Origin of the sequence: Pusillimonas noertemannii, assembly GCF_003096595.1 — a bacterium.
GTDB classification, from domain to species: Bacteria; Pseudomonadota; Gammaproteobacteria; order Burkholderiales; family Burkholderiaceae_B; genus Pusillimonas; species Pusillimonas noertemannii.
In genome coordinates, this window is record NZ_QEKO01000001.1 from 1,117,904 (window position 1) to 1,138,973 (window position 21,070).

At 60.0% G+C, this 21,070-nt stretch carries 21 protein-coding genes; 17 read left to right on the forward strand and 4 right to left on the reverse strand.

Features of this window, described 5'->3' with window-relative positions; genetic code table 11:
• Positions 1-11: 11 nt before the first annotated feature.
• Genes C7440_RS05415 through C7440_RS05425 form a run of 3 tightly spaced genes read left to right on the forward strand, consistent with a single transcriptional unit; the run spans position 12 to position 1,130 of the window.
• Positions 12-344, forward strand: a complete 333-nt coding sequence (locus C7440_RS05415; protein WP_165832451.1) for a hypothetical protein — start codon at positions 12-14, stop codon at positions 342-344.
• A complete protein-coding gene (locus C7440_RS05420) occupies positions 337-762 on the forward strand; it encodes a hypothetical protein (RefSeq protein WP_116517731.1) in 426 nt (141 codons plus the stop codon). Before C7440_RS05415 ends, C7440_RS05420 begins: the two co-directional genes overlap by 8 nt.
• Positions 759-1,130 carry a hypothetical protein gene (locus C7440_RS05425; protein WP_116517732.1) on the forward strand — a complete coding sequence of 124 codons (372 nt, stop codon included), beginning with the start codon at positions 759-761 and terminating at the stop codon, positions 1,128-1,130. The genes C7440_RS05420 and C7440_RS05425 overlap by 4 nt, the downstream gene beginning before the upstream one ends.
• A 147-nt stretch (positions 1,131-1,277) precedes the next feature.
• Here the strand turns inward: C7440_RS05425 and C7440_RS05430 are convergent, their stop codons facing one another.
• Genes C7440_RS05430 through C7440_RS05440 form a run of 3 tightly spaced genes read right to left on the reverse strand, consistent with a single transcriptional unit; the run spans position 1,278 to position 2,832 of the window.
• Positions 1,278-1,817, reverse strand: coding sequence for a hypothetical protein (locus C7440_RS05430; protein ID WP_116517733.1), 540 nt, complete (start codon positions 1,815-1,817; stop codon positions 1,278-1,280).
• A gap of 20 nt (positions 1,818-1,837) precedes the next feature.
• Positions 1,838-2,524 (reverse strand): SOS response-associated peptidase, encoded by a 687-nt coding sequence (locus C7440_RS05435; RefSeq protein ID WP_116517734.1) that lies wholly within the window; start codon positions 2,522-2,524, stop codon positions 1,838-1,840.
• A 2-nt stretch (positions 2,525-2,526) separates the two neighbouring features.
• Positions 2,527-2,832, reverse strand: a complete 306-nt coding sequence (locus C7440_RS05440; RefSeq protein ID WP_133244267.1) for a hypothetical protein — start codon at positions 2,830-2,832, stop codon at positions 2,527-2,529.
• Between the two features lie 364 nt (positions 2,833-3,196).
• Here C7440_RS05440 and C7440_RS05445 point away from each other — a divergent pair, with 364 nt between their 5' ends.
• The 3 genes from C7440_RS05445 to C7440_RS05455 all read left to right on the forward strand — a co-directional run bounded on the left by C7440_RS05445 (position 3,197) and on the right by C7440_RS05455 (position 6,658).
• Entirely contained in the window at positions 3,197-4,810 is a 1,614-nt protein-coding gene (locus C7440_RS05445; RefSeq protein ID WP_133244268.1) for a sensor histidine kinase, read from the forward strand.
• A gap of 32 nt (positions 4,811-4,842) precedes the next feature.
• Positions 4,843-5,721: a DMT family transporter gene (locus tag C7440_RS05450; RefSeq protein ID WP_165832452.1), complete on the forward strand. Its 879-nt coding sequence runs from the start codon at positions 4,843-4,845 to the stop codon at positions 5,719-5,721.
• 157 nt (positions 5,722-5,878) lie between these two features.
• Entirely contained in the window at positions 5,879-6,658 is a 780-nt protein-coding gene (locus C7440_RS05455) for a response regulator transcription factor (RefSeq protein WP_165832453.1), read from the forward strand.
• Between the two features lie 63 nt (positions 6,659-6,721).
• On the opposite strand, the gene C7440_RS05460 is transcribed toward C7440_RS05455, so the two are convergent.
• Positions 6,722-7,624, reverse strand: coding sequence for an aspartyl/asparaginyl beta-hydroxylase domain-containing protein (locus C7440_RS05460; protein WP_017524967.1), 903 nt, complete (start codon positions 7,622-7,624; stop codon positions 6,722-6,724).
• Between the two features lie 614 nt (positions 7,625-8,238).
• On the opposite strand from C7440_RS05460, the gene C7440_RS05465 reads away from it, so the two are divergent.
• From C7440_RS05465 to nuoH, 11 genes are all read left to right on the forward strand, one after another.
• A complete protein-coding gene (locus tag C7440_RS05465; protein WP_116517739.1) occupies positions 8,239-9,390 on the forward strand; it encodes a porin in 1,152 nt (383 codons plus the stop codon).
• Between the two features lie 613 nt (positions 9,391-10,003).
• Positions 10,004-11,107: a porin gene (locus tag C7440_RS05470; RefSeq protein ID WP_017524969.1), complete on the forward strand. Its 1,104-nt coding sequence runs from the start codon at positions 10,004-10,006 to the stop codon at positions 11,105-11,107.
• Positions 11,108-11,395: 288 nt separating this feature from the next.
• Positions 11,396-12,529 (forward strand): porin, encoded by a 1,134-nt coding sequence (locus C7440_RS05475; protein WP_116517740.1) that lies wholly within the window; start codon positions 11,396-11,398, stop codon positions 12,527-12,529.
• Between the two features lie 348 nt (positions 12,530-12,877).
• The gene (locus C7440_RS05480) at positions 12,878-13,237 is read left to right on the forward strand and encodes an NADH-quinone oxidoreductase subunit A (RefSeq protein WP_026068039.1); all 360 of its coding nucleotides are present in this window, start codon (positions 12,878-12,880) and stop codon (positions 13,235-13,237) included.
• Between the two features lie 97 nt (positions 13,238-13,334).
• The gene (locus C7440_RS05485; protein ID WP_017524972.1) at positions 13,335-13,811 is read left to right on the forward strand and encodes a NuoB/complex I 20 kDa subunit family protein; all 477 of its coding nucleotides are present in this window, start codon (positions 13,335-13,337) and stop codon (positions 13,809-13,811) included.
• A gap of 46 nt (positions 13,812-13,857) precedes the next feature.
• A complete protein-coding gene (locus C7440_RS05490; protein WP_017524973.1) occupies positions 13,858-14,469 on the forward strand; it encodes an NADH-quinone oxidoreductase subunit C in 612 nt (203 codons plus the stop codon).
• A 2-nt stretch (positions 14,470-14,471) separates the two neighbouring features.
• Entirely contained in the window at positions 14,472-15,728 is a 1,257-nt protein-coding gene (locus tag C7440_RS05495; protein ID WP_017524974.1) for an NADH-quinone oxidoreductase subunit D, read from the forward strand.
• Between the two features lie 50 nt (positions 15,729-15,778).
• Positions 15,779-16,273, forward strand: a complete 495-nt coding sequence (nuoE, locus tag C7440_RS05500; RefSeq protein WP_017524975.1) for an NADH-quinone oxidoreductase subunit NuoE — start codon at positions 15,779-15,781, stop codon at positions 16,271-16,273.
• On the forward strand, positions 16,270-17,637 hold the full coding sequence (nuoF, locus tag C7440_RS05505) for an NADH-quinone oxidoreductase subunit NuoF (RefSeq protein WP_017524976.1): 1,368 nt from the start codon (positions 16,270-16,272) through the stop codon (positions 17,635-17,637). Before nuoE ends, nuoF begins: the two co-directional genes overlap by 4 nt.
• Before the next feature lie 15 nt (positions 17,638-17,652).
• Positions 17,653-19,980: an NADH-quinone oxidoreductase subunit NuoG gene (nuoG, locus tag C7440_RS05510; RefSeq protein ID WP_017524977.1), complete on the forward strand. Its 2,328-nt coding sequence runs from the start codon at positions 17,653-17,655 to the stop codon at positions 19,978-19,980.
• Positions 19,981-21,054, forward strand: coding sequence for an NADH-quinone oxidoreductase subunit NuoH (gene nuoH / locus C7440_RS05515; RefSeq protein WP_116517741.1), 1,074 nt, complete (start codon positions 19,981-19,983; stop codon positions 21,052-21,054).
• Positions 21,055-21,070: the final 16 nt, after the last annotated feature.

Consider the following 21,070-nt stretch of genomic DNA (forward strand, 5'->3'; position numbering starts at 1 on the left):
AGATGCCGGAATTGGACGGAATACCAACATGGGTGTACGTGATCGGGGCGCCCGTGGGCTTCTTCGCCTTCAGGCTTCTGTGGCCGCTGATGAAGCAGTCGGTGGATACGCAGGTGGTGCAGGGCCGCACCGAATCTGGGCTGCTGGCCCAGGTGATGGTCGAGCGGGACCGGGCCTTGAAGCGCGCCGACGATGCCGAAGACCGGGCCGACGCACTATTCAAAGAGCTGGCCGATGTAAAGGCGCAACTGACGGTCATGGCCTACCAGTTGGAGGTAGCCAACGCCAAGATCGAAGCGCTGACCAACCAGATAAACGCCATGGCAGGAGAGCGCAATGCGTGAAACTATTTGCAGGCTCCGGCATCTGGCCGGGCGGTACAAGTTCATTTTCGCCGTAGCGGGCATTTTCCTGTCCGGCGCGCTGCTGGGAATGGGATATGGCTCCTGGCACTACGATGCCGCACTGACCCGCCAGCAAAAGGCCTATGAGCGCCAGGTCGCGCGCCTGGAAGACGACGTCAGCCGAGAGCGGGGGATCAACCGAAACCGACTTGAGGTACTTGCGCAAGAAATGGACGAAATTTCGGATGCCGTGGGGCGGCTACTGACCGTGGCCGAGGCGGCGTCGCAGACTGCTAAGACTGCAGCCACTACGGCCAAATCGGCGGCCGCCACCGCCCGGGGCGCCGCCAAGAACGCCGCGCAGGCCAACATCAAGATTACCGAGGTTAAGCCGGTAAAGAATATGAGGCTGGAATGATCAAGCTGCTTGCCAATAAGTACGTATTGGGCGCTTTGGGCCTGGCGGTGCTCGTGGCTTTCGTCTGGGGCTACGGTCGCTACCAATATGGTCAGGGGGTGACGGACACCGAGACAGCCGCCCAGCTGGCCGCCGCTGAACAGTACGTGGCCGACGTCAAGCGCATCAACAACAGTATCGGCGTGCTGCAGGCCTATATCGAGGAGCTAGAGAATGCGAAGCCAAGGACTATTACCGAATACCGCACCCGTACTGTGGAAGTGCCTTTGCCTGCTGATTGTCGTATTGACGATGGGCGGTTGCGCACAATACAGGACGGCATCGAACGCGCCAGAACTGCCGGCCAACCTGGCCGCCGCGTGCCCTGAAATACCGGTGTTTGATTCGCAGGACTGGGACGCGCTCGCTGAAGCTTACATTGACTTGGCATTCCAATATGCCCAGTGCCGGGCTAGGCATCGGGCGGTGGTAGAGGCGTGGCCGCGTTGACAGCTAGTTCAGAATAGGGGGGCTCGCTACGGGTTGGCAGCCTTTTCCAATACCGCGAGGAAGGTCCAGTCCGTATCGAACTCTGGCGCAGGTAACCGAGCGTCGCATCGCAACTCAGTGGCCAATTGCCATGCAGATAGCCCACGGATACCGCACTGTTTAATTGATGAGTACGTGGCTTCAATGGCGTCGTTGTAGACAAATATCGAAAACGAAATTTCTTCACTGCGGCGAATCAAGTGAGGCAGAGTCAGAACTCGTGATGCCAGAGCCGCGTTAATTGTCCGAAAGTCGGCATTAGCCGGGATTTCGAATTTGGGCGTCCTGACCTTAGAGAGCGTGTTGGTGTCTTGGGTGTGATATGCCTCAGCGATGTCTTCGCCGGCGCTCTCGATGTACCCGGCACAGTTAATTGCATAGGCTTCCAATGCGCTTATCAGTGAAAACGAGTGTGCGGTTTTGGCTTGATGCTCCTTTCGTTTGTCCAGTCGGTACGAGTAAAGGATCGTGAGCCCGGAAGCCAGCACGCCGCCGGCCAAGCCTGAGAGTATTGAGCTAACCCACATATTTTCCCCCACTGCGCCATTTATCTTGAACTGGGTATTGATCTTACAGGCTCCGCCGCATCTGGCATCTGATACTTGCTATTTCCCACCTTCCGCGTGACTTCCCACCACTGAAAAGCCGATTCGGGCCGCGGCGTTGACAGCAGCTCGAGCGCCGTATCGACGGGCAATTCGGGATCGATCCAGGCCCGCGCATCGTCGGGCGTCAGGCATATCGGGCGTCGGTCGTGGATATCGATCATTCCTCCCGCCGCGTCGTCCGTGACGATGACAAATCCCGTTTCGGCCAGCACCTCGCGGCCCGGCAGCCACGCAGTCAAGCCAGCCATCAATATCGGTTCGCCATCCTTGGGATTGATGTACCAGGGCTGCTTGTCCCCCTTTTCGCCGGTCCACTCGTACCACCCATCCGCGGGCACGATGATTCTGCGAGCAAGGAGGGGCCGCCAAAACGGCGAGCCCTTGAGCACAGTATCCAGACGGGCATTCGATGCTGGGCCCCGCTTGTACCAGGGTGGTTTGTAGCCCCAAAAGAGCCGGTCAATATGCTCAGCGCCGTCATTGAGGCGATGGATGACCAATGGCCGGGTACCTGGCGGCACGTTGTACTTCAGGCCTGATCCCGCGTCCAGAATCGTACCCACATTGGTACGAATCGTCTCCATGTAGTCGGCTTCATCGCGTGCCTGTTTGATCCGGCCGCACATGATCAATCCTCGAAATAGATTCTCCAGGTTTGATAGTAACGGCGGCCTTCAATTTCCTCAAAACCCTTGACCGATAAAACGCGGTCGCTCATGAACGCCAGCATTTCCGGATCTTGAAGCTCTGGAATCGGCGAGTCCTCGTCCTTCCCGAAATATCCACGGCGAACGACCGTCAGCCGGCCAGGGCCCCTGTTCAGTTCTGGATGCCGCATCCAGTACATTTGAACTGGGCCGGGAACAGGAGGGCCCCATTCACGTTCCGGGAGTAGCTGGCCAAGGCGATGAGTGCGAACGACAGTGACTTTCATGGTGCCGATAAACTGTATATATGTACAGTATTTTTAGCACAAAAAAGCCCGCACGGTGGCGGGCTGTTTTACTCCAATCTCCCCATTTCCTACCCAAATTTACCGCAATACCTTTATTCATGCGGAACCTCGAGTCTCGCCGTCGGCACCAAAATTTAAGATCGGTCTGTTTCATGTCAACGACCGACAGAACACCAGAAACCCGTATGTACGAAGTACATGCGGGTTTTTTACTGCAGTAAGCAGATATCGCGAAGGGTCGCCGCCTGGCAGAAAGCTCAACATCAAAAACTGATACATAATTGCAGAAGCAACTCTGAAAATCTCGGTGGTGCTATCCGGGTCGACATGGTTGGGCCAATTTATGTTGAATGACGCTGGTACGCAACTTGCGCTCGCCCATCCTCTGGTGGTGGTTCTCATTGCCCTTGGCGTGCTTGCGTTGTGGCGCGCCGATCCACGGCGGCCGCGGTATTTGCTTTACTTCGGCTTGAGCTATCTGCTCTATGCCGCCGGAGCCGCGTCACAGGTCGTTCTCGTTCCTTCAGCTCATGCGCACAACGTACTGTTCAGCGGCTTGATGTACTTGCTGGCCGTCATTGTTTTCGCGCAGGGGCTGATCGCTCTGTCCGGGGCGAGGCCTCGCTATGCGGTCCCGATGGCAATTCTGATTGCCGCCATGGCATGCCGGGCGTATTTCCTGTTCATCGAAGAAAATGGCGTTTTGCGGTCGTACTGTCTGAACGGCGCCGTTTTCCTGGTGTTTTTGCATGGTGCGGTGGCGGCTCGCAATCTGCGCAAGGGGCTGTGGGCCGAACGGGTGGCGTATTACGCCTTCCTGTTGTTCACACTTAGCACCTTGCCGCGGGCGCTGCTTGTGAAGTCCAGGCCGGCGGGCGACTATGGTTTCGACTTCAGCGCCTACTGGATATTCACCCAGCTTTCGATCTACGCCTTCGCCCTGGCGTTTGCGCTCGCCTTGATCGTCACCATCGTCCAGCGAAACGCCCGAGCGAAATCCATCAGCGACAAGAACCTCAGCCTCATCAGCCACGACTTGCGTGCCCCTCTGGCGACCATCGTCGGCAATCTGCGCCTGTTGGAAAAAACTGCGAGTCCGGAACAGGTTGCGCATATGCGGGCGATCGAGCGCAGCACGCAGTATCAAGCCTCGTTGATCGAAGACATTCTTGCGGGCGGGCACGACGATTTTCGCTTGTTGAACGTCGACCCTGGGCCCGTCCAGGTAGAGGCCTTCCTGACCGAGTTGTGTGTCCACGGCCGAACATGGTGTATTGCGGGGAACAACGACTTCTCCCTGCGCGTCCTGACGGAACTGCCCGGCCAGATACAGACGGACGAACGCCGATTGAAGCAGGTTCTGCTCAATCTGATTTCCAACGCGGCGCTGGCAACCCGCCGGGGCACGATTGAACTTCATGTGGCGGCGTCGCCCGGCGAATTCGGGTCGGCAAAGCTCGAGTTCAAGGTCCAGGATACGGGGCCGGGCATCGAGGCCGGTTTTCTAGCCATGCTCTTTCAGGAAAATCAGCGTCCCGATCAGGAATGGCCCGGCACAGGCCTGGGCCTGTATATTGCACAGAGAATTGCAAAGAATATGGGCGGCGTGCTCGAGGTGGCCAGCGAATCCGGCAAAGGTAGCTGTTTTTCGCTCGTGCTTCGGGTACCGGCATGCTCGCAGACCCCGTTGCCGGCCGAATGGCAGCCGCTCGAATCAAAATTAGAGACGGGTGGGACGGCCGTTGCTCATGGGCCTCCATCGGGCGGCAAGCCCCCTGGCGTAGTGCTGGAAAAGTTGGCAGCGTACGCCCTTCAGGGCAGTTATAGCGACATCGACGAGCTGCTCGAATCGGCGGTATTTTCTTCGTCATGCCATGATGGCTTCAGAACCGCGGTAAAAGCGGCGCTCGACGAATTGAATTTCGACGCAATCCGCGAGTTGGCTCAACGCAGCTGATTCGCCGCTGCTTTTGGGTATCATGGGCGCCTATGAGTGTTTTCTCTTCACGCGTCCCGTTGGGCATCGCTTGCATCACGAGCGGCATCTTCTGCCTGACGATCAGCGATACGCTGGCCAAATGGCTGGGGCATATGTATTCGCCCATGCAGATTCTGTTTCTGCGCGGCGGCTTGGCCGCAATCGTGCTGCTGGGCCTGGCCGCGGCGGCGGGCGGACGCCAGGCCCTGCACACCCTGCACCCGGGCATACATTTGCTGCGCGGGGCCCTCAATGTGGCGGCGGCATATTGCTTTTACCTGAGCCTGACCATGCTCCCCCAGGCCGAGGCCACGGCCATCGCTTTCAGCGCGCCGTTCTTCGTCACGATTATTTCCGTACTGTTCCTGAAGGAAAAGGTGGCGTTGGGAGGCTGGCTTGCGCTGTGTATCGGGTTCGCCGGCGTGATGCTGGTCGTGCGTCCCAGCCCGAGCCACATGCAATGGGCCGCGTTGCTGCCGCTGGCCACGGCGCTGGCCTACGCGGTCATGATGACTACGGCGCGCTACATCAAGGCTCAGGAAAGCATGCTGACCATGATGCTCTATCTTGCGCTGGGCCAGGCCATCTTTGCCGGACCTTTATCTGTTCCGGTATGGCAGCCCATACAGTCTGGACATCTGCTGGGCTTTGCCGGCATTGCGTTGTTCAGCACCTTGGGACTGGGTCTGATTTCCCAGGCCTTTCGCGTGGCCCCCGCCTCTATCGTCGCACCGTTTGACTACAGCGGCCTGATCTGGGCCGCGCTGTTCGGCTGGCTGGTCTGGCACGAAATACCCTCCAACTGGTTCTACATTGGCGCCTTGCTGATTACAGGCAGCGGCATCTACGTCGCGCTGTTCCATGAGCGCAGCGCCAAGAAGCCTTCCTGAGCCCGCCTCCGGGCATCCACTGTCAACAAACGTCAAGCCAGGACGAAATTCTTGGACAGGAAACAGGCCGTTTTTTATATATAGGGCCTGTTATTGTCCAAATGAATTTTGTCATTTTGTGAAGTCCTTTCCTTCTCTACCCCTACCCGCGGCCCATGTGCTGATTGTCGACGGCAGCGCCGAAGAGCAGCATCTTCTCAAGGAGATGCTGCGGGGGAACGACTTTCATCTGAGTGTGGCCGCAGAGGGCCGCGAAGCCTACGATCAGGCGCTGCAGAGCCGGCCGGACATGATATTGATGAATCTTCAGACACCGGGCCTGGATGCGTTCGCGATGGAGCGCATGTTGCGCGAGAACCCGCTTACCGAAGACGTGTCGGTGCTGTTCTACGCCACCGTCAAGCACCTGAGCGGCATCGAACTTGCCGATCGCAGTGAAATCCTCGATTACCTGATCAAGCCGTTTACGGTGGGGCAGCTTGTCGAGCGGGTGCAGGCGCAATTGCGCTTGTCTTTGATGTTGCGTGAGACTCGCGGCGCGCGCCGCGAGGGCGCCCGTTCCGGAAACCGGGGAGATTGGGATCTGGTTCGCCGGGCCAAAAAGCACATGGAAGAACGGCTGCCCGAGATACGGCGCCTGGCGGATATCGCCGAGGCCCTGGCCGTATCGGAGCGGCGCCTGGGCCATGCTTTCCAGGGCTGCCTGAACATGTCGGTGGCCGAATACATGCGCCAGGAGCGCATGCGCAAGGCCAAATATCTGCTGACCCACACGACCCTGAGCATACGCGCCATTGCCGCGACGGTGGGTTTTTCGAGTGCTGCCAATTTTTCCACAGCGTTCAACAGCTGGGTGGGCGCGTCACCATCGTCGTTTCGCAACCAGGCGCTGACGAACGCGCTGGCCCTGGACAGGGTGCTGGGCCGACAGCCCTAGTGTCCTGTTTGGCTAATTTTTAACCAAACAGGACACTAGCCTTGCGCCGCCGCCTGCGCCCGGTCAAAGGAAGATGATCAGTGCGATGACGCCCAGGACGAGGGCGGCCCGCACCAGTTGATAAACCGTTTTGTTCCAGCGCTTGAAGCGCCGACGGTATTGGCCCACCACCGCCGAGAAGCGAAAAAGGCGGCTGACCAGGCCCACTTGGTCGCCTTCCTGGTTGGGCGAGGCGGCCGCAGTCATGACGACCCTGGAGAACCAGCGATTGAATCGGGCGGCCCAGCCATACTTCAAGGGCCTTTCCAGGTCGCAGAACAGTATGGTGCGTGTCTGGTCGGTGGTGTTCTCGGCCCAGTGGATGTAGGTTTCATCGAAGACGACGCTTTCGCCGTTGCGCCAGCTGTAGCGCTGGCCGTCCACTTCGATGAAGCAGCCGTCGGCATTGGGTGTGTCCAGCCCCAGGTGGTAGCGCAGCGAACCCGCGTAGGGATCGCGATGAGGGTTCAGCTTGGCGCCGGGGGGCAGCACGGCAAAAAGGGCCGCCTTGACCTCGGGAATCTGGCGCAGAAGGGCCACGGTGCGTGGACATAGCTCGGCGGCCGACGGATGCTCGGCGTCGTACCACTTCAGGTAAAAGCGCTTCCAGCCGGTCTTGAAAAACGAATTGAAACCCGCGTCGTCGTTGTTGGCCGCCGCGCGTATGCGTTCAGCCTGCGCCAGGTTGGCGGCTTCGGCGCGTATCACTTCCCAGTTTTCGTCGAGCGCCACAAGCCCTTTTATGCCGGTGTCGGAAATATAGGGCCGTGCCGGGACAGCCGAAAACAAATACATGAAGGCATTGACCGGCGCCAGCAGGGCGGTGTGGTTGAACACCGTGCGAAAGAAACTGAGACGGACCTTGCCCCGGAAGTAGATATAGGTCAGTGAACCCAGCCACAGGGCAATGATGCCTACCTTGATCATACGGATTCCTGTCTGTGAACAATACGTGATTTTATCGCGTGTCGTCGCGTGTGGTCGCCGCACTGCGCCGCGGATTAGCGGGGCTATGCAAAAGGGGGGATAAGCGGGAGGGCGAGGCGTTTCGCTTAACGGCAGGGGTGCCTCTGTTCATTCAGCTAAGAAGTATGACAGGGGTAAATTTTGGCGCAATATTTTAGTTTACATAAATGCAGAAGTATGTGATCTGATTATTGTTCAAAAAAATTAAATGCAGTTATATATTGCGACGCGTCAAAAATGACAAGAAATAAAAATGAAATATAAATGTAGTGGAATAAAAGTGTAAAGAAAGAGGTTGGGAAAAATAAACAAAAAATATGTTCTTGAGAACGACCATTTAAAGGGTTTTATTGCACTGCACAATAAGACAATTGGGTTACAGAAAAGAGCGATAAAACAACAATTTCGTTGTATTTAAGCTGCAAAAACAGAAGAAAAGTGCGGCTTCCTCAAAGTGCTCATGGTTCGCCAAGCCGTTTTTTGCTGGAATACCTCCAACTTCCGCTCGCGAAGTTGGAAAGGCGGCAGGCCAAACTTCGCTGCCCCGCTACTTAAATCTACGGAGATTTTCAAACATGAAAAAGAGTCTGCTCGTTGCTGCTCTGATCACCGGCTTTGTCGGCGCCGCTCAAGCCGAAACCTCGGTAACCCTGTACGGTCGCGTCGACGGCGGTATTGGCTACCAGCAGTTCAAGGGCACCAACCCCACAACCGGCGAAAGCTTCAAGGGCAGCAATACCGGCATGGCCAATGGCATCATGGGCGGCAACCGCTGGGGCCTGAAGGGCGCCGAAGATCTGGGCGAAGGCCTTCAGGCTGTGTTCGTTCTTGAAAACGGCTTCAACCTGAGCGATGGCACGCAAAGCGACGGCATGTTCGGTCGCCAGGCAACCGTCGGCCTGAAGTCCTCTTCCTGGGGCCAGCTTGATTTCGGCCGCCAGACGACTGTCGCCAGCAAGTACCTGTCGGGCGTTGCCAGCCCCTTCGGCGCCGACTGGGGCCAGGCTTCTGTCGGGTCGGCCTTCAGCGCCATCAACAGCGTCCGCTACAACAACATGATCATGTACCAGACGCCCAAGTTCTCGGGCTTCCAACTGGGCCTGAACTACTCGTTCACCGGCAACGCCGGCAGCCAGGGTTTCAAGACCAGCGGCGGCGACGAGCCGAACGACAAGGCGTGGGGCGCCGCTGTGCGCTATGCAAACGGCCCTCTGGCAGTCGGCCTGTCGTACGACGAGTACAAGACTTCTGAAGTGCGTGTGGACGGCATCGGTGGCGATCGCGACACCGCGATCAAGTCCTGGAACCTGGCCGGCAGCTACGATTTCGACGTGGTCGAAGTCCACGCCGCCATCGGCCAGACCCGCAACGGCTGGTTCAAGCATGTGTCGGCGATCGATTATCGGGACATCGGCGGCACCGACGACATGACCGGCCGCCAGAGCTGGGGCGCCATCAATGACGCCAAGGTCAACTCGTACACTCTGGGCCTGAGCGCTCCGGTGGGCGCCAACGGCAAGATCCTGGCCTCGTGGGTGATGGCCGATCCCAAGGACGGTTTCGGCGCTGACCGCCAGGACAAGCAGCACTTCTACAGCCTGGGCTACACCTACAAGCTGTCGAAGCGCACCAACGTGTATGCCCTGGGTTCCTACGGTACCGGCGTTCATTTCTACGACGACCTGAAGGCCACCCAGTTCGCCGTGGGCCTGCGCCATCAGTTCTAAGCCAAACGCCGCGATTGCGGTAGCGGCGCAGTGAGACAAACGGGCCTCTCGATAATCGAGAGGCCCGTTTGCATGGAATGGGTACTGTTTGGAAGCGTTTCGCCGCAAAGCCGCAAAGGCTTGGTCGCGCAGCCGGAAGCGCCTCAATGCGTAGCCTGCTAGTTTGGTTTGGATACATTCCTCTTGCTATGGGTGATATCCCCTAGGTATTTGAAAAATAACAAGAACTGCTGCGATGCGGCGCTTTGATCGCGCAAGCTCCATCCCTTCGCCTGAAAACGAAAACTTGTCATAAAAACAAACGTTTAAGAAATTTACTTAGATTTAAGTTAAATAAAGTACATTGCCTTATCGGGGCGTTTTTCCCAGGGTTTTTTGCTTTGCGGTAAACGAAACAAGCCTCCTCTTTCCAACCCTAAAGTTGCAATAAAACTACATTTTTGTTGCGTTAAAGTGACAGAAACAAGACTGAAGCAAATTTTTCCAAGCATGTTCGTAGCCAGTCATCGGGTTTTTTGTTGGAATACCCCTCAACTTCCGCTTGCGGAGTTTTACAGACGGTGGGGCCCAGGGCCTTGCTGTCGAGCTACTCAAATCTACGGAGATTTAGAACATGAAAAAGAGTCTGCTTGTTGCCGCTCTGATCACTGGCTTTGCCGGTGTTGCCCAGGCCGAAACTTCGGTCACGCTGTACGGTATCGCTGATGCCGGTATTGGCTACGAGCGCCTGAAGGGTTCCGATGGCGAAGAGTCCTTCAAAGCCACTCGCACCGGCCTGCTGAGCGGTGGCCAGTCGTCCAGCCGCTGGGGCCTGAAGGGCTCGGAAGATCTGGGCCAGGGCCTGAAGGCTGTTTTCGTGCTCGAAAACGGCTTCAACCTGGGCACCGGCTCCACCAGCCAGGGCCGTCTGTTCGGCCGTCAAGCCACGGTCGGCCTGCAGTCCGACGCCTGGGGTCGACTGGACTTCGGTCGCCAAACCAACATCGCTTCGAAGTATCTGGCTGGTGTTGTCAGCCCCTTCGGCACCGACTTCGGTCTGGCTAAAGCCGGTACGACTTTCTCGGCCACCAACAGCGTGCGCTACGACAACATGGTCATGTACCAAACCCCGAACTTCTCGGGCTTCCAGTTTGGCGTCGGCTATTCGTTCAACAACGACGGCAGCCAGCAGTTCAAGCAAAGCGGTGGCGAACAGCCCAACACCCGCGCCTGGACCACCGGTCTTCGCTATGCAAACGGCCCGATCGCCGCTGGCGTAACGTATGACCAGTTGAAGACCCCCGGCACGCTGCCCGCCGACGAGCGCGACGTGAGCATCAAGGCCTGGAACCTCGGTGCCAGCTACGATTTCGAAGTGGCCAAGGTTCACGCCGGCTTCGGTCAGACCCGCAACGGCTGGCTCAGCGCCATCGAATTTGGCGATTTCGAGTCGGACGACGGCGGTTACATCGTTGAAGACGGCCTGAAGGTCAACTCGTACACCCTGGGCCTGAGCGCTCCAGTTGGCGCCAACGGCAAGGTACTGGCCGCTTGGGGAATGGCTGACCCCCGCGATGCGGAAGGTCTTGAAAAGCAACAGGTCTACAGCCTGGGCTACACCTACGCACTGTCCAAGCGCACCAACGTGTACGCCATCGGTTCGTACGTCAAGAACTTCGCATTTGCCGAAGACCTGAAGGCTACCCAGGTTGGTGTCGGCCTGCGTCACCAGTTCTAATCTGACGCAAAATGGCGGTAACGCCATGACCAGGCAGGGTTTTCGGGTTTACGCCCAAACCTCGCCTGAAACACGAACTTACGATTCGTGGACTTAAAACCACTCCTCGGAGTGGTTTTTCTTTTAAAAGCTCCGTGGGCAGGTTTAGTATGGCCTTGTGTACGGCATGTTTCGGATTTATTGCAACGGTCGTCATGTCCCCAGCGGCGGACAAACTTAAAAGCAGAGACACATCTGCGCTGTCGCTAAACCAAATCAGATCAAATCAAATCTACGGAGATTTCTCAAATGAAAAAGACTCTGCTCGCTGCTGCCCTCGCCACCGGCTTCGCTATTGCCGGTGCCGCGCATGCAGAAACGTCGGTGACGCTGTACGGTATCGTCGATGGGGGTATCGGCTATCAGCAACTCAAGGGTACCGTTTATGACGACGCCGGTAACGCGGTCGACTACAACGGCAAGCGCACCGGCATGATCAACGGCATCAACTCCGCCAACCGCTGGGGCCTGAAGGGTACTGAAGATCTGGGCGACGGCCTGCAAGCTGTCTTCGTGCTGGAAAGCGGCTTTGATCTGGGCACCGGTGTTTCGGGTCAATCGCTGGGCAACACCAACCGCATGTTCGGCCGCCAGGCCACCATCGGTCTGCAGTCCGACGCCTGGGGCCGTTTCGACCTCGGTCGCCAGACCAACATCGCCAGCAAGTACTTTGCTGACATCGCCAGCCCCTTCGGCGTCGATTTCGGCCAAGCGGCAGCCGGCGCTACCTTCAACTCGGCGGCCAGCCTGCGCTATGACAACATGGTCATGTACCAGACGCCCAACTTCTCGGGCTTCCAGTTCGGCGTCGGCTATTCGTTCAACGCCAATGGTTCGCAGCAATTCCGCGACAGCGGCGGCGACGATCCCAACACCCATGCCTGGACCACCGGTCTTCGCTATGCAAACGGCCCGATCGGCCTGGCTGCCACCTACGATCAGTTCGAAGCGCCTGAAACTCTTCCCGTCGACGGCGGCGTGAAGGTCAAGTCGTGGAACGTGGGCGCCAGCTATGACTTCTCGGTGGCTCGCCTGCACGCTGGTTTCGGCCAGACGCGCAATGGCTGGTTCCAGGGCATCACCTTCGGTGATCTGGACACCGCCGGCGCTCTGATGGTCAATGACGGCATGCGCGTCAACTCGTACACGGTCGGCGTCAGCGCCCCCGTGGGCCCCGGCGAAATCATGGCCTCCTGGGGCATGGCTGACCCGCGTGGCACCGCAGGCGACGATGAGAAGCAAAACATCTACAGCCTGGGCTACACCTATCCGCTGTCCAAGCGCACCAACGTGTACGCCATCGGTTCGTACGCCAAGAACGTGGCCTTCCAGGACGACCTGAAGTCCACCCTGATCGGCGTCGGCATGCGTCACCAGTTCTAAGAAAACCGCTCCGAGTCGGCCCGAGCCTCGGCCCGCGGCCTTTCGGTTTCCGTCCGGACATGGTCGAGTCTACCTGGCAATCTGGACGGCATTCCGGCCACCCTTCACAGGGTGGTTTTTTTTTGCCTTGGGGCGGTCGGCGGTCGGGCCCGGCATGCGCGGCGCCGGGATGGCGATTCAAGCGCCGGGCCCCCGTGTGTGGGGCGATTGCCACAGCTCTTGATGTGCGTCATGGAGCGCCCCCTGGGAGGGCCTGGGCAGATGGCGGGGCGGGTGGCGCCAGGCGGTGGCGCGGCCGCTCAAAATGCTACAATCGAACAGTTTACTTATAGTGATTGGATGTTGGGCATGAACCTGCAACAGTACTTCCCCGTCTTGTTGTTTATTATTGTTGCGATCTTGATAGGTTTTGCGCTTCTTACGGTCGGAAGGGTGCTTGGGCCCCATCGCCCCGATGAAGAAAAGCTGTCTCCCTACGAGTGCGGTTTCGAGGCGTTCGACGACTCGCGCATGAAGTTCGACGTGCGCTACTACCTGGTCGCCATCCTGTTCATCCTCTTCGATCTTGAAATCGCCTTCCTGTTTCCGTGGGCAATTGCCAACGACGCAGTAGGTCTCGTCGGGTTCTGGACGGTTGTCGTGTTTCTGGCGGTGCTCACCGTCGGCTTCGTCTACGAATGGAAAAAGGGCGCGCTCGACTGGGAGTAGCGCCGGCGCTCATCGCGGCATGGTCCGCATCGCAATTATCTGGCACGGCTCATACCGGTCGCCGTGCCCCTCGCTGTACAAGCGTTAAGGCAAACACATGGCTATTGACGGCATTCTCAAAGAAGGTTTCATCACCACCAGTGCGGACAAGTTCCTGAACTGGGCGAAAACAGGTTCCCTGTGGCCCATGACTTTCGGCCTGGCCTGCTGTGCGGTCGAAATGATGCATGCCGGCGCGGCCAGGTACGACCTGGACCAGTTCGGAATCATCTTTCGTCCTAGCCCGCGGCAATCCGACCTCATGATCGTGGCGGGCACGCTGTGCAACAAGATGGCCCCGGCCCTGCGCAAGGTATACGACCAAATGCCCGAGCCCCGCTGGGTGGTCTCGATGGGCTCCTGTGCAAACGGCGGCGGGTACTACCACTATTCCTATTCCGTCGTCCGGGGCTGCGATCGCATCGTGCCGGTCGACGTCTACGTGCCCGGCTGTCCGCCCACGGCCGAAGCCCTGGTCTATGGGCTGCTGCAAATGCAGAACAAGATCCGTCTCACGAACACGATTGCGCGCTAGGCATGCCCCGCGAACAGTCTCCTTCTTCAACGGTTGATGGCTTGCTATGACCCGGCTTGAAACACTGAAATCCAATCTGCTGGCGCAGTTCGGCGAGGGCGCGGCCCTTGTCGAGGCCCTGAACGAACTTACGCTCGAGGTGGCGGCCGACCAATGGGTCGATGTCTGCTCCACCTTGCGTGACCAGCCTGCGCTCAATTTCGCAACCTGTATCGACCTGTGCGCCGTCGACTACTCCATGTGGGGCCAGCCGGCATTCGACCAGCCCGCGCCGCAGTTTCCGCAGCGCTACGCCGTGGTGCTGCACCTGCTGTCGGTCACGCACAACTGGCGCTTGCGCGTGCGCACCTGGGTGCCCAACGACGAATTCCCCATCCTGCCCTCGCTGGTCGACGTCTGGCCCAGCGTCAACTGGTTCGAGCGCGAAGCCTTCGATCTGTTCGGCGTGGTCTTCGAAGGGCATCCCGACCTGCGCCGCATCCTCACCGACTACGGCTTCATCGGCCATCCCTTCCGTAAAGACTTCCCTCTGTCCGGACATGTGGAAATGCGTTACGACACCGAGCAGAAGCGGGTGATCTACCAGCCGGTCACCATCGAGCCGCGCGAGATCACTCCCCGCGTCGTGCGCGAAGAAGGCTACGGAATAGAGCGTTAAACATGGCAGAAATCAAGAACTACACCCTGAACTTCGGGCCCCAGCATCCGGCGGCGCACGGCGTGCTGCGCCTGGTGCTCGAGCTCGACGGCGAAGTCATCCAGCGCGCCGATCCGCACATCGGCCTGCTGCACCGCGCCACCGAGAAGCTGGCCGAGCACAAGACCTATCTGCAGGCCTTGCCTTACATGGATCGCCTCGATTACGTCTCGATGATGTGCAACGAGCACGCCTACGTCATGACCATCGAGAAGCTGCTTGGCATCGAGGTGCCGCTGCGAGCGCAGTACATCCGCGTCATGTTCGACGAGATCACCCGCATCCTCAATCACCTCATGTCCATCGGCTCGCACGGGCTCGACGTGGGCGCCATGGCGGTGTTCCTGTACGCCTTCCGCGAACGCGAAGACCTGATGGACTGCTACGAGGCTGTCTCGGGGGCCCGCATGCATGCCGCCTACTATCGGCCTGGCGGGGTGTACCGCGACCTGCCCGACGCCATGCCGCAGTTTGGCGAAAGCAGCAAGTACCGCGGCGACAAAGAGCTCAAGGCCATGAACGAGGCGCGTTCGGGCTCGCTGCTCGATTTCATCGAAGACTTCACCAATCGCTTTCCCGCCTGCGTCGACGAATACGAAACACTGCTGACCGATAACCGCATCTGGAAGCAGCGCCTGGTCGATGTCGGCGTGGTCGACCCCGAGCGGGCCAAGGCGCTGGGCTTTACCGGCCCCATGCTGCGCGGCTCGGGCATCGAATGGGACCTGCGCAAGATGGAGCCCTACGAGGTCTACGATCGCCTCGACTTCGATATCCCCGTGGGCACCAATGGCGACTGCTACGACCGCTATCTGGTGCGTGTGGCCGAGATGCGTGAAAGCAACCGCATCATCCGACAGTGCGTCGAATGGCTGCGCAACAACCCGGGGCCCGTGATTATCGACAACCACAAGGTGGCGCCGCCTTCGCGCGAGCGCATGAAGCTGGGCATGGAAGACCTCATCCACCACTTCAAGCTGTTTACCGAAGGCATGCACGTGCCCCGGGGCGAAGCCTATGCGGCGGTCGAGCACCCCAAGGGCGAGTTCGGCACCTATATCGTGTCCGACGGCGCCAACAAGCCGTATCGCCTGAAAATCCGGGCGCCGGGCTTCGTGCACCTCGAGGCGCTCGACGAGATGTCGCGCGGACACATGATTGCCGATGCCGTCACCATCATTGGCACGCTGGACATCGTGTTCGGCGAAATCGACCGTTAGGGCCTTTTAGTGCCAACAGGCCCAAACCAGGTATAAACCGGATTCAAATTATGCTGCTTTCCGAACAAGCCTACCGAAAAATCGATAGGGAATTGACCAAGTTCCCCGGCGATCAGAAGCAATCGGCCATCATGGCGGCGCTTGCCATCGCCCAGGACGAGCAAGGCTGGGTTTCGACCGGCATCATCGAAGACATCGCCAACTACCTCCAGGTGCCGCCCATCGCGGTACAAGAGGTCGCGACCTTCTACAACATGTTCAACACCAAGCCGGTGGGGCGCTACAAGATCACGGTGTGCACCAATCTGCCCTGTGCCTTGCGCGACGGCGTGAAAACCGCCGAATACCTCAGCCAGAAGCTGGGCGTCGGCTTCCATGAAACCACCGAAGACGGCCTGTTTACCCTGATGGAAGGCGAGTGCATGGGCTCTTGCGGCGATTCGCCCGTGCTGCTGGTCAACAACAAGCATATGTGCGTGCGCATGGCCCCTGAAAAAATCGACGCCATGATCGACGAACTCAAACGGCACGGAGAATCGGCATGAACGCTCCGGAAATACTCAGCCAGTTTTCGCAAGGGCTCGAAGCGGCCCCCAGCGGCGATCTGCCGCGCAGCATGATCTTCCATGGCCGGCACATCAAGCCCCAGATCGTTGCTGATCTCGACGGCAGCAACTGGCGCCTGCAAGACTACGTGAAACGCGGCGGCTACGAGGGCCTGCGCAAGATCCTCACCACCGGCATGAAGCCCGAGGACGTCATTGCCGAGGTCAAGGCTTCCGGCTTGCGCGGGCGTGGCGGCGCGGGCTTTCCGACCGGCCTCAAATGGAGCTTCATGCCGCGCAATCTGCCCGGCCAGAAGTACCTGGTGTGCAACTCCGACGAAGGCGAGCCCGGTACTTTCAAAGACCGCGACATCCTGCGCTTCAATCCGCACATCGTGATCGAAGGCATGGCCATCGCGGCATACGCCATGGGCATCAGCGTGGGCTACAACTACATACACGGCGAGATCTTCGAAATCTACGACCGTTTCGAAGAAGCCCTCGAAGAGGCGCGCGAAGCGGGCTTCCTGGGCGATCGCATCCTGGGCTCCGACTTCAGCTTCCAGTTGCATGCCTTCCATGGCTATGGCGCCTACATCTGCGGCGAAGAAACCGCGCTGCTCGAATCGCTCGAGGGCAAGAAGGGCCAGCCGCGCTTCAAGCCGCCGTTCCCGGCCAGCTTCGGCCTGTACGGCAAGCCCACCACCATCAACAACACCGAGACCTTTGCCGCCGTCCCCTGGATCTTCCGCAACAGCGGCCAGGCTTATCTCGAGACGGGCCTGCCCAACAACGGCGGCACCAAGCTGTTCTCGGTGTCCGGCGACGTCGAGCTTCCCGGCAACTACGAGGTGCCCCTGGGCACGCCGTTCTCCGAGCTGCTGGAACTGGCGGGCGGGGTGCGCGGCGGGCGCAGGCTCAAGGCGGTGATCCCCGGAGGCTCCAGCGCTCCGGTGCTGCCGGGCGACATCATGATGCAGACCACCATGGACTACGACGGCATCGCCAAGGCCGGCTCCATGCTCGGATCGGGGGCGGTCATCGTCATGGACGAGACCCGCTGCATGGTCAAGTCGCTGATGCGCCTGTCGTATTTCTATTTCGAAGAAAGCTGCGGCCAGTGCACGCCGTGCCGCGAGGGCACGGGCTGGCTGTATCGCATGATCGAACGCATCGAGAACGGCCAGGGCCGCCCTGAAGACCTCGACGTGCTCGACTCCGTGGCTTCCAACATCATGGGGCGCACCATCTGCGCCCTGGGCGATGCGGCCGCCATGCCGGTGCGCAGCTTCATCAAGCATTTCCGCGACGAGTTCGCACACCACATCGAGCACAAGAGCTGCGTGGTGCCCAAATATCTGTAGGGTCAGGACAAGCTAATGGTTGAACTCACCATAGACGGCAACAAGGTTGAAGTCCCCGAGGGCAGCATGGTCATGCATGCGGCCCACAAGCTGGGCTTGTACGTGCCGCATTTCTGCTATCACAAGAAGCTCTCCATTGCCGCGAACTGCCGGATGTGCCTGGTCGAGGTCGAGAAGGCGCCCAAGGCCATGCCGGCCTGCGCCACGCCCGCCACCAACGGCATGGTCGTGCACACCTGCTCTGAAAAAGCCGTGGCCGCCCAGAAAAGCGTCATGGAGTTCCTGCTGATCAATCACCCCCTCGATTGCCCCGTGTGCGACCAGGGCGGCGAGTGCCAGCTTCAGGATCTGGCCGTGGGCTACGGCGAATCGGCTTCGCGCTACAAGGAAGAAAAGCGCGTGGTGTTCCACAAGCCCATGGGCCCGCTCATCTCGGCCGAAGAAATGCCCCGCTGCATCCACTGCACGCGCTGTGTGCGTTTCGGCCAGGAAATCGGCGGCATCATGGAACTGGGCATGCTGCACCGTGGCGAGCATTCCGAGATCACTTCGTTCGTGGGGCGGGCGGTCGAATCCGAGCTTTCCGGCAACATGATCGACCTGTGCCCGGTGGGCGCGCTTACCTCCAAGCCCTTCCGCTTCGAGGCGCGCACCTGGGAACTCGCCCGCCGCCGCTCGGTCAGCCCGCATGACAGCCTGGGGGCCAACCTGGTGGTCCAGGTCAAGGGCGACCGCGTGCTGCGCGTTGTGCCGTTCGAGAACGAAGAAGTCAACGAGTGCTGGATCAGCGATCGCGACCGCTTCTCTTATACCGGCCTGTACACCGAAGACCGCCTGGCCCATCCCATGGTGCGCGACGCATCGGGGCAATGGCACGAGACCTCCTGGAGCGACGCGCTGCAGGCCGTCGTGCGCGGCCTGAACCAGGTGCGCGAAGAGCATGGCGCCGAGCAGCTGGGTGCCATCGGCGCGCATACGGCCACGGTCGAAGAGCTGACCTTGCTGGCCCGGCTCACGCGCAGCCTGGGCTCCGACAATGTCGACTTCCGCCTGCGCTGCAACGATCCGGCTCTTGATTCGGCCTTGCCCGGCGTGCCCTGGCTGGGCATGTCCATCGAAGAATTCTCCAGGCTCGACCGCGTGCTGGTGATCGGCTCCTTCCTGCGCAAAGACCAGCCCCTGCTGGCCCAGCGCTTGCGCCAGGCCGCCAAGCACGGCACGCGCATCGCCTTCATCGACAGTGCGGCCGACGATCCGCTGTTCCCGGTCGCCGCACGCCAGACCGTGGCGCCGGCCGGCATCCCCAACGCCCTGGCGCAGGTGCTGGTCGCCTGGGCCAAGGCCAACCAGCAAGAAGTGCCCGAAGCGTTCGCCTCGGTCCAGCCTTCCGAGCAGGCCGGCCAGATCGCCGCAAGCCTGGCGGGTGGCGAAAGGGTGGCCGTCATGCTGGGCAATATGGCGGTGTCGTCGCCCGAGGCGGCTCTTATCGCCGCCAACGCCCAGGCGCTGGCGCAAGCCGTTGGCGGCCGCCTCGGCTTCCTTACCCCCGGCGGCAACACGGTGGGCGGCTATCTTGCGGGCGCCGTGCCCCAGGCCGGCGGCCTGACCGCCGAGCAGATGCTGCGACAAGGCCTGAAGGGCTATGTGGTGCTGCACGCCGAGCCGGCATTCGATTCCGACCATGGCGCGCAAGCCGTTCAGTCGCTCAAGAACGCTCAGTTCGCGGTGGCGCTTACCTCCTTCCATTCAGCTGCGGCCGAATGGGCCGACGTCATGCTGCCCATTGCGCCGTTCACCGAAACCTCGGGCACCTTCGTCAACGCCGAAGGGCGCACGCAAAGCTTCAAGGGCACCGCGGCGCCTTATGGCGATACCCGTCCCGCCTGGAAGGTGCTGCGTGTTCTGGGCAATCTGTTCCAGCTTGCGGGCTTCGATGACGAAACCTCCGAGACGGTGCGCGACACCGTGCTGGTCGATGGCATCCAAGAGCGCCTGTCCAACCAGGTTACTGGGCCGATCGGCCTTGGGCAGGGCGCGCAGGGCCTGCAGCGCGTCGCCGACGTGCCCATCTATCGCAGCGACGCCCTGGTGCGGCGCGCCGAGCCGCTTCAGCAAACGGCCGCTTCACGGGCGCCCACCGCCCGCATGAACGCAGCCACGCTGCAAGGCCTTGGGCTGCACGATGGCGATGCGGTGCGGGTGCGTTCGGCTCATGGCGAGGCCGCGCTCAAGGCCGAACTCGATCCCGCGGTGGCGGATGGCGCCCTGCGGATTTCCACGGCGTTTGCCGAGACCCTGCCGCTGGGGTCCTCCTTTGGCGAAATTACGGTGGAGCGTGCCTAAATGGATTGGTTGAATCAACTGGAAGCCTTCGGCAGCGGCCTGATCGGTCCGACCGCCTGGTATGTGGTGTGGACGCTGGTCAAGGTGCTGGTCGTCGCAGTGCCGGTCATCCTCATGGTGGCCTATCTTACTTATTGGGAACGCAAGATGATCGGCGCCATGCACGTGCGCCTGGGGCCGACCCGGGTCGGCTACCGGGGCCTGCTGCAGCCGTTCGCCGACGTGTTCAAGCTGCTTACCAAAGAACTGGTGCTGCCCAGCAAGTCCAACAAGGTGTTGTTCCTGCTGGCTCCCGTGGTCACCCTGATGCCGGCGCTGGCGGCCTGGGCCGTGATACCTTTTGGTCCCGAGCTGGTGCTGTCCAACGTCAATGCCGGCCTGCTGTATATCATGGCGGTCACCTCGCTGGGTGTGTACGGCGTCATCGTGGCGGGTTGGGCCTCCAACTCCAAGTACGCCTTGCTGGGCGCCATGCGCGCCTCGGCCCAGATGATCTCCTACGAACTGGCGATCGGCTTTGTGCTGCTGACCGTGCTGCTGGTGTCCGGCTCGCTCAACATGAGCCAGATCGTGCTGGGGCAGGGCAGCGGCTGGTTCGCCGACCGCGGCCTGACCTTTCTTTCCTGGAACTGGCTGCCGCTGTTGCCGCTGTTCGTCATCTACGTGATTTCGGCCGTGGCCGAGACCAACCGCCATCCCTTCGACGTGGTCGAAGGCGAGTCCGAGATCGTGGCCGGCCATATGGTCGAGTACTCGGGAACGGCCTTTGCGCTGTTCTTCCTGGGCGAGTACGCCAACATGATCCTGCTGTCCGCGGTGGCCTCCATCATGTTCCTGGGTGGCTGGATGGCTCCGTTCGACTTTGCGCCCTTTACCTGGGTGCCGGGCTGGCTGTGGCTGGGAATCAAGACTTTTTGCGTCGTCTCGCTTTTCATATGGTTCCGCGCGACCTTCCCGCGCTATCGCTATGACCAGATCATGCGATTGGGCTGGAAGGTGTTCATCCCCGTGACCGGCGTCTGGCTGCTGGTGGTGGCGATCTGGATGCAGACGCCTTGGAACATATGGCAATAGACTGACTGGGGCTAGA